We start from the raw sequence: 14,762 nt of genomic DNA on the forward strand, positions 1-14,762 counted from the left end.
CGAGGACCGCCCGTCGTCTCGAGATGCGGTGCTCGGACTGGCTCCGACGGTAGAGGGCGGCCCGCGGAACGGACACCGCCCGGAAGGTCCACCCCGATGGGTCTAGCCAGGCCCTCGGGTCAGTACGACTTCGGCAGCCCCAGCGAGTGCATCGCGACGAAGTTGAGGATCATCTCCCGGCTGACCGGGGCGATCCGGCCGGCCCGGGTGGCGACGAGGAGCCCGGCCACGCCGTACTCCTGGGTGATGCCGTTGCCGCCGTGGGTCTGCACGGCCGCGTCGGCGGCGTGGCAGGCGGCCTCGGCGGCGGCGTACTTGGCCATGTTCGCGGCCTCGCCGGCGCCCATGTCGTCGCCGGCGTCGTAGAGCGCGGCGGCCTTCTGGGTCATCAGCCGGGCCATCTCGGTCTCGATGTGGCACTGCGCGAGCGGGTGCGCGATCGCCTGGTGCGAGCCGATGGCGCCCTGGAACACCGTGCGCTCCTTGGCGTACGCCGCCGCCTTGGCCAGGGCGTAGCGGGCCAGGCCGGTCGAGAACGACGCCGCCATGATGCGCTCCGGGTTCAGCCCCGCGAACAGCTGCACGAGGCCGCCGTCCTCGTCGCCGACGATCGCGTCGGAGGGCAGCCGGACGTCGTCCAGGAACACCTGGAACTGCAGCTCCGGGCTGACGATCTCCATCGGGATGGCCTTGTACTCGAACCCCGCGGCGTCGGTCGGCACGACGAACAGGACCGGCTTCACCTTGCCGGTGCGGGCGTCCTCGGCCCGGGCGACGACCAGGACGTTGTCGGCCTCGTCGACGCCGGAGATGTAGATCTTGCGGCCGTTGAGCACCCACTCGTCGCCGTCGCGCCGGGCGGTCGTGGTGATGTTGTGGGTGTTGGTCCCGGCGTCCGGCTCGGTGATCGCGAACGCCATCGTGCTGGTGCCGTCGCAGATGCCGGGCAGCCAGCGACGCTTCTGCTCCTCGGTGCCGTAGCGGCTGATGATCGTGCCGCAGATCGCGGGGCTGACGACCATGAGCAGCAGCGGGCAGCCGACGGCGGAGAGCTCCTCGCACACGGCCGCGATGTCGCCGATGCCGCCACCACCGCCGCCGTACTCCTCGGGGATGTTGATGCCGAGGTAGCCGTTCTTGCCGATCTCCAGCCACAGCTCGGTGGTCTTCTCGCCGGCGCGGGCCTTCTCGGTGAACCACTCGCGGCCGTACTTGCCGGCCAGCTTCGCCACCGCCTTGCGGAGCTCCCGGCGCTCCTCCGACTCGCTGAAGTTGTTGCTCACTCTCCCACCTCTTCCAACTCAGGCTCCACCACTGCGAGAACCTCCCCGGCCGCGACCTGCGCCCCGGGCTTCACGTCGATCTCGGACACCACTCCGCTGTGCGGCGCGCTGACCGTGTGCTGCATCTTCATCGCTTCGAGCACCAGCACCGGCTGGCCGGCCTCGACGCGCTGCCCCGCCTCGACGGCGACGCTGACGACCGTGCCGGGCATCGGCGCCAGCAGGCTGCCGCTGGCGACCTGCTCGGCCGGGTCGACGAACCGCGGCACCCGGGTCAGGCGGACGTGGCCGCGCGCGCTGTCGACGTCGACGGCGGCGCCGTGGACGGCGATCGAGTACGTCGTGCGCACGCCGTCGGTCTCGAGCGTGACCTCGGTCGGGCTCGCGGCCACCACCTCGTGCCCGTCGACGGCGTAGCCCGCGGAGCCGCCGAACCACTCGACGGTCGCCTCCTCGAAGACCGTGCGCTGCGGCTGCGGGACCACGTTGCGCCAGGCGACGGGGATGCCGCGCTGCACGGTGCGCGCCTGCGTCGCCCGCTCGGCCAGCGCGATCGCCGCCGCGACCGCACTGTCGGTGGTTGAGGAGGGACGAAGTCCCGTCTCGAAACCACCCAGGAAGTCGGTCGACACCTCGCCCGCGAGGAACGTCGGGTCCCGCAGGATCGACACCAGCAGGTCCCGGTTGGTGACCAGGCCGTGGATCCTCGCCCGGCTCAGCACCGAGGCCAGCTTGCGCGCCGCCTGCTCGCGGGTCGGCGCGTGCGCGATCACCTTGGCGAGCATCGCGTCGTAGTGCGTGGACACCTCGCTGCCCGACTCGAAGCCGGCGTCCACGCGGATCCCGTCCTCGCGCGGGATCTCGAACGTCGTGAGCGTCCCGCTCTGCGGCTGGTAGTCGGCCGCCGGGTCCTCGGCGTAGAGGCGGACCTCGATCGCGTGGCCCGTCGGCGGGTCGGTCCAGCCCATGTACCAGTCCGCCTCCGCCGAGGCGATCTGCAGCTTCACCAGGTCCACGCCGTGCACCAGCTCGGTGACCGGGTGCTCGACCTGGAGCCGGGTGTTCATCTCCAGGAACCAGAACCGCTCGGTGGCCGGGTCGTAGAGGAACTCGACGGTCCCGGCGCCGCGGTAGTCGATGGCCTCGGCGGCCTTCCGCGCGGCCTCATGGAGCGCGGTGCGGACCTCCTCGGGCAGGTTCGGCGCGGGCGCCTCCTCGACGACCTTCTGGTGCCGGCGCTGCAGCGAGCAGTCGCGCTCGCCGAACACCACGCTCCCGACGACCTGGACCTCGACGTGCCGGCCGCGCTCGACGTACGGCTCGACGAAGACGGTCCCGTCGCCGAACGCGGAGAGCGCCTCGGCCTCGGCCTTGGCGACCTCGCCGGCCAGGTCCTCGAGCCGGCGGACGACGCGCATCCCGCGGCCGCCGCCGCCGGCGGACGCCTTGACCAGCAGCGGCAGGTCCGCCTCGGTGGGCGACGCGGGCGCCTCGAGCACCGGCACCCCGGCGGCCTGCATGAGCTCCTTGGCCCGGATCTTCGACCCCATCGCCTCGATCGACTCCGGGGCCGGGCCGACCCAGATCAGCCCGGCGTCGACGACGGCGCGGGCGAACTCGGCGTTCTCCGAGAGGAACCCGTAGCCCGGGTGGACCGCGTCGGCCCCGGACCGGCGCGCGGCGTCGACCACCAGGTCGATGCGCAGGTAGGTGTCCGACGGCGCGCTGCCCGGCAGCCGGACCGCGTGGTCGGCCTCGCGGACGTACGGCAGCGCGGCGTCGGCGTCGGAGTGGATCGCGACGGTCTCGATGCCGAGCGCGCGGCAGGTACGGAAGACGCGGGACGCGATCTCGGCCCGGTTCGCGACGAGGAGACGGGTGATCGTGCGCTTCATGGCCTGAACACCCCGAACCGGTCGGTGCCGACGATCGGCTTGTTCTCGATCACGGACAGGCAGATGGCCAGGATGGTGCGGGTGTCGCGCGGGTCGATGACGCCGTCGTCGTAGAGCATCCCGGAGAGGAAGTAGGGCATCGACTGCTCCTCGATCTGCGCCTCGACGATCTCCTTGACGCCCTGGAACCCCTCGGCGTCGAACTCCTGCCCCTTGGCCTCCGCCGACTGCCGGGCGACGATCTCGAGCACGCCCGCGAGCTGCTTGGGGCCCATCACGGCCGACTTCGCGGACGGCCAGGTGAACAGGAACCGCGGGTCGTAAGCGCGGCCGTTCATGCCGTAGTTGCCGGCGCCGTAGGACGCGCCCATGATCACGCTCAGGTGCGGCACCGTGGAGTTGCTGATCGCGTTGATCATCATCGCGCCGTGCTTGATGATCCCGCCCTGCTCGTACTCCTTGCCGACCATGTAGCCGGTGGTGTTGTGCAGGAACAGCAGCGGCGTGTCGGTCTGGTTCGCGAGCTGCACGAACTGCGTGGCCTTCTGGGCCTCCTCGGAGAACAGCACGCCCTGGGCGTTCGCCAGGATGCCGATCGGGCGGCCGTGCAGCCTTCCCCACCCGGTGACCAGCGAAGTCCCGTAGAGCGGCTTGAACTCGTCGAACACCACCCCGTTGGTCTCGGAGACGCCGTCGCAGATCCGGCGGATCACCTCGCGCGGGTCGAACGGCTCCTTGAGGTCGGTGGGGATCAGGTCGAGCAGGCCGTCGGGGTCCTCGTCCGGCTCGACCCACCTCGCCGGAGGCGCCGTCGCCTTGCGCCAGTTCAGCCGCGCGACGATCCGCCGGCCGATCCGGATCGCGTCCAGCTCGTCCTCGGCGAGGTAGTCGGCCAGGCCGGAGGTCCGCGCGTGCATCTCGGCGCCGCCCAGCGACTCGTCGTCGGACTCCTCACCGGTCGCCATCTTCACCAGCGGCGGGCCACCGAGGAACACCTTGGCCTGCTCCTTGACCATCACCGTGTAGTCCGACATGCCCGGCACGTACGCGCCGCCGGCGGTGGAGTTGCCGAAGACCAGCGCGATCGTCGGCTCCTTGCGGGCGCTGGACCGGGTGATGTCGCGGAACAGCTTGCCGCCCGGGATGAAGATCTCCTTCTGGGTCGGCAGGTCCGCGCCGCCGGACTCCACCAGCGAGACGGTCGGGAGCCCGTTCTCCTCGGCGATCTGCGAGGCCCGGAAGATCTTCTTGACCGTCCACGGGTTCGACGCGCCGCCCTTCACCGTCGGGTCGTTGGCGGTGATCATGCACTCGACGCCCTCGATGACGCCGATGCCGGTCACCACGCTCGCCCCGACGGGGAAGTCCGAGCCCCAGGCCGCCAGCGGCGACAGCTCGAGGAACGCCGAGCCCTCGTCGACGAGCAGCTCGATCCGCTCGCGGGGCAGCAGCTTGCCCCGGGCGTGGTGGCGGTCGACGTACTTCTCGCCGCCGCCCGCGACCGCCTTGGCGTGCTCGGCGTCGAGGTCGGCGAGCTTCTCCAGCATCGCCTCACGATTGCTCACGCTCGACCACCTCCTTCATCCGCTCGAGCGTGGTGCGCATGCCCTTCTCGTTGGTGCGGCCGCGCAGCTTGCCCATCACCAGCCAGTAGGCGCGCAGGTAGAACGCCGGCTCGAGCCGGTAGTACTCGGTCACGACCGTGCCGTCCCCGTCCGGCTCGAGGCGGTAGCCCCAGTTGTTGACCGTGACGTCGTCGGTGCCGACGGAGAACTCGAACACCTCGTTCGGGACGCACTTCGTCACCCGGCACGGCGTCCAGTACGTCGGGCCGACGCCGTTGCGGCGCACGTGGCCCTTGAAGTACGCGCCCTCCTCGGGTCCGGTGGACCCGCGGGTCCACTCGGCCTCGAAGGTCTCCGGCGAGAACTCGCCGATCCGGGTCACGTCGGAGACCAGCGCCCACACCTTCTCGGGCGGTGCGGCCATCCGGACGCTCACCTCGCCGGACATGGTCATGCGTAGCCCAGCAGCTTGGCTGCGAGATCGGTCAGCACTTCGCTGGCCCCTCCTCCGATCGGCAGGATCCGGGCGTCGCGGTAGTGCCGCTCCACCTCGGTCCCGTGCATGTATCCCGTCCCGCCGTGCAGCTGGACGGCCTGGTCACAGACGTACGTCGCGCAGTCGACCGCGGTCTGCTTCGCCAGGCAGGCCTCGGCGACGACGTTCTCCCCGGCGGCGTGCCGGCGCGCGACCTCGCGGGTGTAGGTGCGCGCGACCTCGACCTGCCTGCGCATCTCCACGAGCTTGTGCCGCACCACCTGCCGGCTGACGAGCGGCTTGCCGAACGTGTCGCGGTCGCGGCAGTACGCCGCGGTCAGGTCGAGCGCCCGCGCCGCGATGCCGTAGCCGTGCACGGCCAGCGCGAGACGCTCCACCACGAACTGCTCGGCGATCTGCAGGAAGCCCGTGTTCTCCTCGCCGACCAGGTTCGCGGCCGGCACCCGCACGTCGACGAACGACAGCTCGGCGGTGTCGGAGCAGTGCCAGCCCATCTTGCGCAGCGAGCGGTCGACGGTGAAGCCGGGCATGCCCTTCTCGATCACCAGCAGGCTGACGCCGCCCGCGCCCGGCCCGCCGGTGCGCACGGCGGTCGTGACGAAGTCGGCGCGCACGCCGCTGGTGATGAAGGTCTTGGCGCCGTTGACGACGTACTCGTCGCCCTCGCGGACGGCGGCGGTGCGGATGCCGCCGACGTCGGAGCCGCCACCGGGCTCGGTGATGCCGAGGGCGCCGATCTTCTCGCCGGCCAGCGTCGGGCGGACGAAGCGGTCGACCAGGTCGGTGCCGCCGTGCGCGGCGATGTGCGGCAGCGCGATGCCGCCGGTGAAGAGGCCGGCCATCAGGCCGCTCGACGCCCCGGCCTCGAACATCCCCTCCTGGAGGTCGACCGTGTCCAGGACGTCGCCGCCCTCGCCGCCGACCGCCTCGGGGAAGGAGACCCCCAGCAGGCCCTGCTCGGCCGCCGCGAGGTGCAGCTCGCGCGGGATCTCGCCGGCGTCCTCCCACTCCTGGAGGTGGTCGACGACCTCGCGCCGCACGAACTCGGCGCCGACCTCGCGGATGCCCGTCATACGAGGTCCTCCTGCACGTGGACGTAGCGCGAGCGCACCCACTCGCCGAGCCCCTTGGCCTGCGGGTCGAACCGCGTCGACGCCGCGACGCCGTCACCGAGCAGCCCGCGGATGAGCACGTTCACCGCACCGAGGTTCGGCAGCAGGTACACGTCGACATCGAGGTCGGCCGCCTCCGGCACCAGCTCGCGGACCTTGCGCGGGGTGATCAGCTTCTGCAGCCAGGTGACGCGGGCGTCGTACTTCTCCGAGCCGTCGTGCGCGATCCAGAGCCCCAGGTTCGCGTCGCCGCCCTTGTCACCGGAGCGGGCGTGCACGAAGGTGCCGAGCGGCATCCGGCGGGTGCGCGAGTCGGTCGGGGCCGGGTACGGCGAGGGCCGCAGCCCCTGGGTGTCGTCGGGCACCGAGAACTCCGTGGGGTCCGCCACCACCTCGCGGCGGCCGTCGGCGTGCACGACCGTGTGCGTGACGGCCGAGCGGTCGACGTACTCCGGCCGGTAGACGCCGTACGGCGACGGCTGCGCCGGCGGGCCGGTCATCGTGAAGCCGGGGTACGACGCGAGCGCGAGCTCGACCGCCGGGCCGGTGAACGCGCGGCCGACCGGGTCGGGCTTCGGGTCCTTGACCGTGCAGCGGAGCAGGCAGGACGCGCCCTCCTCGGTGTCCGAGTCCGGCTGCGGGAGCGCGGTGAGCGTCCAGGTGACGTCGGCGGCGACCAGCGACGGCGTGAGCTGCTCGCGCACCCAGTCCGCCTTGGCCTCGATGTCGAGCCCGGTGAGCACGAACTCCGCGGTGTTGCGGAAGCCGCCGAGCTCGTTGACGCCGACCTTGAGCCGCTCCGGCGGCGCCTCGCCGCGCACGCCGCTGATCTCGACCCGGTCCGGGCCGGCCTCGCGCAGCCGGATCGAGTCGAGGTGGGTGGTGACGTCGGGGTTGAGGTAGCGGGTCGACTGGATCTCGTAGAGCAGCTGGGCGGTGACCGTGTCGACGGTGACCGCGCCGCCGGTGCCGTCGTGCTTGGTGATCACGCTGGTGCCGTCGGGGGCGATCTCGGCGAGCGGGAAGCCCAGCGGCGCCAGGTGGTCGGGCAGGGACCGGAAGCCCGAGAAGTTGCCGCCCGTGGCCTGGGTGCCGCACTCCAGCACGTGGCCCGCGACGACGGCGCCGGCGAGCTCGTCGTACGACGTGGGCGTCCAGCCGTGGTGCGCGACCGCCGGGCCGACCACGAGGCTGGCGTCGGTGACCCGGCCGGTGACGACCACGTCCGCGCCGGCGCGGAGCGCGGCGGCGATGCCGAAGCCGCCGAGGTAGGCGTTCGCGGTCAGCGCGTTCGCGAACCCGAGGGACCGGACGTCGTCGCCCTCGACGTGCGCGACGTTCGCGTCGAGCCCGAGTCCGCGCGCCACCTCGCGGATCCGGTCGGCGAGGCCGGCGGGGTTGAGGCCGCCGGCGTTGCTGACGATGCGCACGCCGCGCTCGAGGGCGAGGCCGAGGCAGTCCTCGAGCTGGCGCAGGTAGGTCTTCGCGTAGCCCAGCGACGGGTCCTTCATGGTGTCCTTGCCGAGGATCAGCATGGTCAGCTCGGCCAGGTAGTCACCGGTGAGGTAGTCCAGCCGGCCGCCCTCGAGCATCTCCCGCATCGCGGAGAGCCGGTCGCCGTAGAAGCCCGAGCAGTTGCCGATCCTCACCTCTTCGCACGCCCCTCGCCCGCGGGCCCGGCGAACGCCTGGGCGATGTCCAGCCATCGGTCGGCGTCGGGGCCGGCCGCGACCAGGTCCGTGTCGTCGCGGTGCACGCGCTGGGTCACCAGCAGGCAGAAGTCGTACGCCGAGCCGCGCACCGACTGCGCGGCGTTCTCGGGACCCCACGCCCACAGCTCGCCGGACGGCGCGGTCAGCTCGACCCGGAACTCCTCGGCCGGGGCGTCCAGGCCGTGCACCGAGAACGAGAAGTCCCGCGTCCGCACGCCGAGGTGGGTGACGTGCCGGATCCGGTCGCCCCCCTTGTCGGGCAGGGCGTCGGGCACCACCTCGAGCGCGTCGTACACGTCGAGCGCGTGCGCCCAGGTCTCCATGAACCGTGCGGTCGCCATCGAGGCCGGCGACATCGGCGGGCCGAACCACGGCATCTTCTGGCCCTCGGGGAACTCCCGCAGCGCCCGCGGCAGCGCCTCGCGCGCGGCGCCCCAGCGGGCGAGCAGCGCCTCGGGCCGCAGCCGCGCGACCTCCAGCGCCTGCTGGTCGACGAACCCGGTCGGGTCCTCGAGCGCCCGGAGCACCAGGGCGTCCCAGGCCTCCTTGTCGGTCGCGGCGACCACCGCGACCTCGTCGGTCCAGAGCAGGTGCGCGACCTGGGTCGCGATCGTCCAGCCGGTCGCCGGGGTCGGCGTCGACCACCCGTCGTCGTCGAGGCCCGAGACGACGTTCCAGAGCCGGTCGCCCTCGGCCTTCAGATCGTCGAGCAGCTCGTCCAGCAGGCTCATCGCAGCTCCTTGCCCAGGTGTTCGTCGAGCACGTCGGCCCAGCGGTCGAGGATCCGGCCGCGGCGGCGCGCGTCGTCGGTGATGGTGTTCGCGAGGCCGAGGCCCCGGACCAGGTCGAGCGTCGCCTGCACCAGCTCGCGGGTGCCCCGGGCGGACTCGTCGGCGCCGAGCAGCTCGACGGTCAGCCGGTGGGTCTCGCGGCCGACCCGCTGCTCCAGCGGCGCGACCGCGGCGAGCAGGGTCTCGTCGGTCCGGGCCGCGACCCAGAGCTCGAGGGCGGCGCTGAACACCGGGCCGGTGAAGTGGTCGGCGAGCATGTCGAGGACGGCGCGGGTGCGCCGCGTGCCGGCCGGCAGCCGCGCGGCGGCGGCCGCGAGCTCCTCCCCGCGCTTGGCGGTCAGGTGCTCGACGGCGGCGACGACCAGGTCGTTCTTGGTCGGGAAGTGGTGCAGCTGGGCGCCGCGGCTGACCCCCGCGCGCTCGGACACCAGCGTCGTCGACGTACCGGCGAAGCCGTGCTCCACCAGGCAGTCCACGGTCGCCTCGAGCAGCCGCGCCCGCATCAGCCGGGTGCGCTCCTCCTGGGGGACCCGGGTCCCGGCGGCGGTGGTCACCCGACCAGCATGGGGCGCCCACCAACAAACAGTCAAGACTGACTTTTTTGTGATAGTCCCTGACGGAAATGTCGTCGACACGCCGTCTTGACCGCGAAAAGGTCAGGGACTATCTGTCTGATCAGTCGAGCCGGGCGACCAGCGGCAGGCGGGAGCGGGTGGCCGCGCCGACGACGAGGGCGGTCACGAGCGGGAGGCCGAGCACGAGGCCGACGACCAGCAGCCACGGCACGTCGAGGTAGGGCCCGGTGTCGGAGTACGCCGACGACGTCAGGGGCACGGCGACCGCGAGCCCCGGGATGAACCCGACCGCCGCGCCGAGCACGGACCCCACGAAGCCGACGACCAGCGCGTACGACGCGGCGATCCACCGGCGCCGCCGCGGCGAGGCGCCCACGGCCGAGAGCGTCGCGAGGTCCGGCCGGGCGTCCGAGAGCGCCAGGAACGTCGCCGTCAGGGTGCCGCCGAGCATCAGGACCGCGCCGAGGGCCGCGAGCACCAGCTGCACGATGACCGTGCCCTGGTCGGCCTGGTAGCCGCGCTCGACGTAGAACCCGGCGTTCGTGGTCACCCCGGCCACGGCCTCGGAGACGTTCTCCCGCTGGGCCGCCGAGAGCTCGGCACCGCTGACCGCGAGCGCGACCGTGCCCGCCTCGGCCCCGACCCGGTCCACCGCGGCGGGCGACAGGACGGCCGCCAACGGCGCGTCCGGGCCGGCCTCGAAGTGGACGTAGGCGGCGGGGAGCGTGGCCCGCTCGGTCCCGCGCGTCACGACGGCGGCGTCGCCGTCCATCCGGTCGTCGGCGAACGCCACCACGCCGCCGCGCGCCAGCACCGCGTCGGCCCGCTCCCGGTCGGCGGCCGAGAGTCCCGGGACCGCGGCGGGGACCGAGTCGGCCACGAGCGTCGACGAGCCGAAGTTGACCGTCGTGGAGTCCACCAGCGCCCCGTGGTGGCCGGGCGCGGTCAGCTCCACCCGGTTCCGCCCGCGCTCGATCACCCCGGCGATCGGCGCGACGTCGGCGTGCGGCGCCTCGCGGCGCACGGCCTCCTCGAGCTCGGTCCACCTCGCGGGGCTCAGCCCGTACCCCGTCACCGCGGCCTGGCCCATGGCGAGGGTGGGCGTGTAGGTGTCCCGGTTCTCGGCCTCGTCGCTGGTCACCGCGATGCCGAGCGCGACCACGCCCGCGACCGTGGCCGCCACGGCGGCGACCGCGGGCACGGTACGGGTGCGGTGCCGGGCGGCGTCGCGCGCGGCGTACCGGGGCGACAGCGGCAGCCGGCCGGCGAGCCGGGCCACCCCTGCCACCACGACGGGCACGACGAAGATCATCCCGAGCACGGCGAGGATCGCGGCGCCGGCGATGAGGACCTCGCCGTTCTGCGACGCGCTCGCGCCGTACGCCGCCGCGGCGACGCCGGCCCCGAGCAGGACCAGCCCGAGGATCGGTGAGCGCACCGACGGCGGGCGGTCGGCCCGCCGCCCGGCGAGCACCGCCACGACGTCCTGCCGCGAGGCGATCCACGCCGGCACCACCGCGGCGAGCACCGCGCTGGCCAGCCCGAAGGCGGCGACCCCCGCGAGGTGCAGCCACGGCACGTCGAACGGGCCGAACCAGGTGCTCGACATCCGCTGCACCAGCGGGACGAGGAGCCACCCGGCCCCGATGCCGAGCCCGACGCCGAGCGCCGCCGCGGCGCCGCCGAGGACGACGCCTCCGGCGAGCACGACCCGGCGGCTCTGCGCCGGGGTGCCGCCACTCGCGGCCATCAGCGCCAGGCTGCGCGACTGGCGCCGCGCGCTCACGGCGAACGCCGGGCCCGCCAGCAGCACCACCTCGAGCAGCGCCATCACCACGATCAGGGCGACCGCGGCGAGGAAGGCGTCGTCGGTCCCGGAGCTCCAGGCCCGGATCTCCTCCGGGATCTCGGACGGCGGCGGCGGGTCCTCGATGACGGCCCGGGACAGCACGGTGGCGCCCATCGCGTTCAGCTTCGTCACGGTCTCCCACGACACCGGGCCACCGCCGGCCATCCAGGTCCGGCCCGCCGAGTAGCCCCCCGCGACGTCGAGGCTGCCGACCGGTCCCGCGGCGAAGGGGTAGTCACGCGCCTCGGGCGACTCGGCGACGCCGACGATCACCGGCGACGGCGCGTCCCTGCCACGCAGCTCCAGCCGGTCGCCCACGGCGTACCCCTTGTCGAGCAGCGCCTGGTTGACCACGACCTCCTCGGGCCGGTCCGGCAGGCGGCCCGAGGTCAGCTCGGCCAGCCCGGCCGCGATCGGGTCGCGCAGGTCGACCTGAGTGGTCTGCGCCCAGGCGGAGCCCTTGTCGGTGCGGACGTCGACGCCCCCGACCCGCTCCTCGACCAGGCGCGCCCCACCGAGGACGGCGGAGATGTCGGCCGCCGTGGGCGGATCCTGCTTCCGGCCGTGCGTCGAGCTGCCCTGCTCGGGGTCGAACGCCTGGATCATCGGCCGGCCCTCGGCCGGGACGACGACCTGGGCGGCCGCGGATCCCAGCCGGCGGTCCAGGCCCTCGACGCTGCTGACGTCCTGGGTCTGGAGGACGACGTCGGCCGCGGTCACCGCGAGCACGGGCAGCGCGATCATCACCAGCACGAGGACCGAGCGGCCCTTCGCCCGCAGCGCCTCGCGCCGGGCCATCCGCAACGCCAGACGCCACCCGGTGAGTCGGCTCATCGGGCACCCGAGTCGAGCAGGACGTCGGCCCGGTCCGAGCCGGTCTCGTCCACCACGACGCCGTCGCGCAGGAACACGACCCGGTCCGCCCAGGCGGCGTGCCGGGCCTCGTGCGTGACGAGCACGCCGGCGGCGCCGGCATCGCACCGGGCCCGGAGCAGCCGCAGGATGTCCTCGCCGGTCTCGCTGTCGAGCGCCCCCGTGGGCTCGTCCGCGAGGATCAGGCGCCGGTCCCCCACGACCGCCCGGGCGATGGCGACCCGCTGCTGCTGGCCGCCCGACATGTGGTCGGGGAACCGGTCGGCGAGGTCGCCGATCCCCACCTCGTCGAGCGCCTGCCGGGCCGCCGCGCGGGCGGTGCGGGAGCGGACGCCGTCCAGCTCCATCGGGAGCGCGACGTTCTCGACCGCGGTGAGGGCCGGGATCAGGTTGAAGTCCTGGAACACGTAGCCCACGGAGGTACGCCGCATCCGCGCCCGGCCGGCGTTCCCGAGCGTGGCCAGGTCGACGCCCTCGACCGAGACGGTGCCCGAGGTCGGGGCGTCGAGGCCGCCGGCCAGGGTCAGCAGCGTCGACTTGCCGGAGCCCGACGGGCCCATCACGGCGACCAGCTCGCCGGAGCCCGCGCGGAACGACACGTCCCGCAGCGCGCGGACCTCGGTGGCGCCCTCGCCGTGGACCCGGCTGACGACGTTCAGGTGCAGCACCGAGCTCATCGCGCGACCTCCGGCTTCTGGGACCGGGCCGGCGCGGCCGGGGCGTTCTCCCGCTCGATCGCGGCCCTCCGCAGCCGGGCCTCGCAGTGGTCGAGCCAGCGGACCTCGGCCTCGGCCGCGAACACCAGCGAGTCGAGCACCAGCCCCCACGCCAGGTCGGCCCCGCCCCCACCGGTGCCGGTGTCGCGCTTGAGCCGCGTGTAGTCCTGCAGCGCGGCGATCGTCGCCGAGCGCTGCTGCTGGATGACGGTGCCGACGTCGACGCCGGGCATCGTGACCGCGAGCGCGAGCTTGATCGCGAGCTCGTCGCGCGGCGGCTGGGTCCGCGCGACCGGCGTGGTGAACCAGGTCGCCACCTCCGCCCGACCCGCCTCGGTGATCCGGTAGGTCACGTGGCCCTCGCCGTCCTGCTCGCCCTCCTCGACGAGCCCGTCCCGCTCGAGGCGGGTCAGCGTCGTGTAGACCTGCCCGACATTGAGGGGCCACGTGGACCCGGTGCGCTGCTCGAACTCGGCGCGCAGCTGGTAGCCGTAGCGCGGGCCCTGCTCGAGGAGGGCCAGAAGTGCCTGCTTGACCGACATACCGAGTATGTATACCCGGTATGCACCGCGGTCGCAAGGCAGACTCGCGTCATGACGACCACCCGCATCCCCGGCTTCGTCCTGACCGACCACACCGTCGAGGTCCCGCTCGACCACCGCGATCCCGGCGGGCGCACGATCGAGGTCTTCGCGCGCGAGGTCGCGGCGGCCGGCCGCGAGCAGGACGACCTGCCGTGGCTGCTCTTCCTCCAGGGCGGGCCGGGCGGCAAGTCGCCGCGCCCGGGCGGCGGCGCCGGAGACGGCTGGCTCGCGGTGGCCACGCGGACCCACCGGGTGCTGCTCCTCGACCAGCGCGGGACCGGCCGCAGCACGCCGCTGACCGGCCGGACGGTCGCGGGGATGTCCGACGCCGAGATCGCGGCGTACGTCCGGCTGATGCGCGCGGACAGCATCGTCGCCGACGCCGAGGTGCTGCGCGACCGGGTGGCCGGCGGCCGGCCCTGGGAGACGCTCGGCCAGAGCTACGGCGGCTTCGTCACGCTGGCCTACCTGTCGCAGGCGCCGGAGGGGCTGGCCGCCTGCTACGTCACCGGCGGGCTGCCGGGGCTCACCGCGACCGCCGACGAGGTCTACCGGCGCACCTACCCGCGGGTGGCGCGCAAGAACGCCGAGTACTACGCCCGGCACCCCGGCGACGCGGCGCTCGTGCGCCGGGTCGCGAACCACCTCGAGGCGCACGTGGTGACCCTGCCCGACGGCGACCGGCTGACGACCCGGCGGCTGCGGCTGCTCGGCGGCGCGTTCGGGATGAGCGACGGCTACGAGCGGGTGCACTGGCTGTTCGAGGAGGCGTTCCACGGGCACGAGCTGTCCGACGTCTTCCTGGCCGGCGTGCAGGCGCTGACGTCGTACGTCGAGGGGCCGCTGTTCCCCCTGCAGGAGTACACCTACGGCCGGCCCGGCAGTGCGACCGCGTGGGCCGCCGACCGGGCGCTGGGGCAGCACCCGGAGTTCGCCGAGCACCGCGACCCGCTGCTGTTCACCGGCGAGATGTACTACCGCTGGATGTTCGACGAGATCCGCGCGCTGCGGCCGTTCCGGGGGGCGGCCGAGCTGCTGGCGGCGTACGACGACTGGCCGCCGCTCTACGACCTCGACCGGCTCGCCGCGAACGAGGTGCCCGTGCTCGCCGCCGTCTACTTCGACGACATGTACGTCGACGCGGACCTCCAGCTCGACACCGCGGCGCGGGTCGGCAACGTCCGGGCGTGGGTGACCAACGAGTTCGAGCACGACGGCCTGCGCGCCGACGCGGACCGGGTGCTCGGCCGGCTGCTGGACCTGCGCGCCGGCCGCGCCTGACGACGGCGCCGGACCAGCGCGGGTGCGACC

The 14,762-nt window shown here is 73.5% G+C and carries 12 protein-coding genes; 1 reads left to right on the forward strand and 11 read right to left on the reverse strand.

The annotated features are described in order from the left end of the window. Nucleotides 1-119 precede the first annotated feature (119 nt). The 11 genes from ABD086_RS20885 to ABD086_RS20935 all read right to left on the reverse strand — a co-directional run bounded on the left by ABD086_RS20885 (nt 120) and on the right by ABD086_RS20935 (nt 13,409). Nucleotides 120-1,283: an acyl-CoA dehydrogenase family protein gene (locus ABD086_RS20885; RefSeq protein WP_343909807.1), complete on the reverse strand. Its 1,164-nt coding sequence runs from the start codon at nt 1,281-1,283 to the stop codon at nt 120-122. Next, a complete protein-coding gene (locus tag ABD086_RS20890; protein WP_343909809.1) occupies nt 1,280-3,178 on the reverse strand; it encodes an ATP-binding protein in 1,899 nt (632 codons plus the stop codon). Before ABD086_RS20890 ends, ABD086_RS20885 begins: the two co-directional genes overlap by 4 nt. After that, nucleotides 3,175-4,725: an acyl-CoA carboxylase subunit beta gene (locus ABD086_RS20895; protein ID WP_343909999.1), complete on the reverse strand. Its 1,551-nt coding sequence runs from the start codon at nt 4,723-4,725 to the stop codon at nt 3,175-3,177. The genes ABD086_RS20890 and ABD086_RS20895 overlap by 4 nt, the downstream gene beginning before the upstream one ends. Before the next feature lie 4 nt (nt 4,726-4,729). Then, complete coding sequence (locus tag ABD086_RS20900) at nt 4,730-5,197, reverse strand: SRPBCC family protein (protein ID WP_343909811.1); 468 nt, start codon at nt 5,195-5,197, stop codon at nt 4,730-4,732. Then, nucleotides 5,194-6,312, reverse strand: coding sequence for an acyl-CoA dehydrogenase family protein (locus tag ABD086_RS20905; protein WP_343909813.1), 1,119 nt, complete (start codon nt 6,310-6,312; stop codon nt 5,194-5,196). Before ABD086_RS20905 ends, ABD086_RS20900 begins: the two co-directional genes overlap by 4 nt. Continuing rightward, a complete protein-coding gene (locus ABD086_RS20910) occupies nt 6,309-8,000 on the reverse strand; it encodes an acyclic terpene utilization AtuA family protein (protein WP_343909815.1) in 1,692 nt (563 codons plus the stop codon). Before ABD086_RS20910 ends, ABD086_RS20905 begins: the two co-directional genes overlap by 4 nt. Further along, the gene (locus ABD086_RS20915; RefSeq protein WP_343909817.1) at nt 7,997-8,794 is read right to left on the reverse strand and encodes a TIGR03084 family metal-binding protein; all 798 of its coding nucleotides are present in this window, start codon (nt 8,792-8,794) and stop codon (nt 7,997-7,999) included. The genes ABD086_RS20910 and ABD086_RS20915 overlap by 4 nt, the downstream gene beginning before the upstream one ends. Further along, nucleotides 8,791-9,408, reverse strand: a complete 618-nt coding sequence (locus ABD086_RS20920) for a TetR/AcrR family transcriptional regulator (protein ID WP_343909819.1) — start codon at nt 9,406-9,408, stop codon at nt 8,791-8,793. The genes ABD086_RS20915 and ABD086_RS20920 overlap by 4 nt, the downstream gene beginning before the upstream one ends. A 121-nt stretch (nt 9,409-9,529) precedes the next feature. Beyond that, nucleotides 9,530-12,112, reverse strand: a complete 2,583-nt coding sequence (locus ABD086_RS20925) for an FtsX-like permease family protein (protein WP_343909822.1) — start codon at nt 12,110-12,112, stop codon at nt 9,530-9,532. Continuing rightward, entirely contained in the window at nt 12,109-12,828 is a 720-nt protein-coding gene (locus ABD086_RS20930) for an ABC transporter ATP-binding protein (protein WP_343909824.1), read from the reverse strand. The genes ABD086_RS20925 and ABD086_RS20930 overlap by 4 nt, the downstream gene beginning before the upstream one ends. Beyond that, entirely contained in the window at nt 12,825-13,409 is a 585-nt protein-coding gene (locus ABD086_RS20935) for a PadR family transcriptional regulator (RefSeq protein ID WP_343909825.1), read from the reverse strand. Before ABD086_RS20935 ends, ABD086_RS20930 begins: the two co-directional genes overlap by 4 nt. A 51-nt stretch (nt 13,410-13,460) precedes the next feature. Here ABD086_RS20935 and ABD086_RS20940 point away from each other — a divergent pair, with 51 nt between their 5' ends. Beyond that, nucleotides 13,461-14,732, forward strand: coding sequence for an alpha/beta fold hydrolase (locus tag ABD086_RS20940; RefSeq protein WP_343909827.1), 1,272 nt, complete (start codon nt 13,461-13,463; stop codon nt 14,730-14,732). The last annotated feature ends 30 nt before the right edge of the window (nt 14,733-14,762 follow it).

Origin of the sequence: Nocardioides aquiterrae (assembly GCF_039526625.1) — a bacterium.
Lineage (GTDB): Bacteria > Actinomycetota > Actinomycetes > Propionibacteriales > Nocardioidaceae > Nocardioides > Nocardioides aquiterrae.

Bases quoted from the DNA above. Each gene is read 5' to 3' on its own strand.
- ABD086_RS20895 (WP_343909999.1), bottom strand. From the start codon at position 4,725: ATGCTGGAGAAGCTCGCCGACCTCGACGCCGAGCACGCCAAGGCGGTC.
- ABD086_RS20935 (WP_343909825.1), bottom strand. From the start codon at position 13,409: ATGTCGGTCAAGCAGGCACTTCTGGCCCTCCTCGAGCAGGGCCCGCGC.
- ABD086_RS20940 (WP_343909827.1), top strand. From the start codon at position 13,461: ATGACGACCACCCGCATCCCCGGCTTCGTCCTGACCGACCACACCGTC.
- ABD086_RS20890 (WP_343909809.1), bottom strand. From the start codon at position 3,178: ATGAAGCGCACGATCACCCGTCTCCTCGTCGCGAACCGGGCCGAGATC.
- ABD086_RS20900 (WP_343909811.1), bottom strand. From the start codon at position 5,197: ATGACCATGTCCGGCGAGGTGAGCGTCCGGATGGCCGCACCGCCCGAG.
- ABD086_RS20925 (WP_343909822.1), bottom strand. From the start codon at position 12,112: ATGAGCCGACTCACCGGGTGGCGTCTGGCGTTGCGGATGGCCCGGCGC.
- ABD086_RS20905 (WP_343909813.1), bottom strand. From the start codon at position 6,312: ATGACGGGCATCCGCGAGGTCGGCGCCGAGTTCGTGCGGCGCGAGGTC.
- ABD086_RS20930 (WP_343909824.1), bottom strand. From the start codon at position 12,828: ATGAGCTCGGTGCTGCACCTGAACGTCGTCAGCCGGGTCCACGGCGAG.
- ABD086_RS20915 (WP_343909817.1), bottom strand. From the start codon at position 8,794: ATGAGCCTGCTGGACGAGCTGCTCGACGATCTGAAGGCCGAGGGCGAC.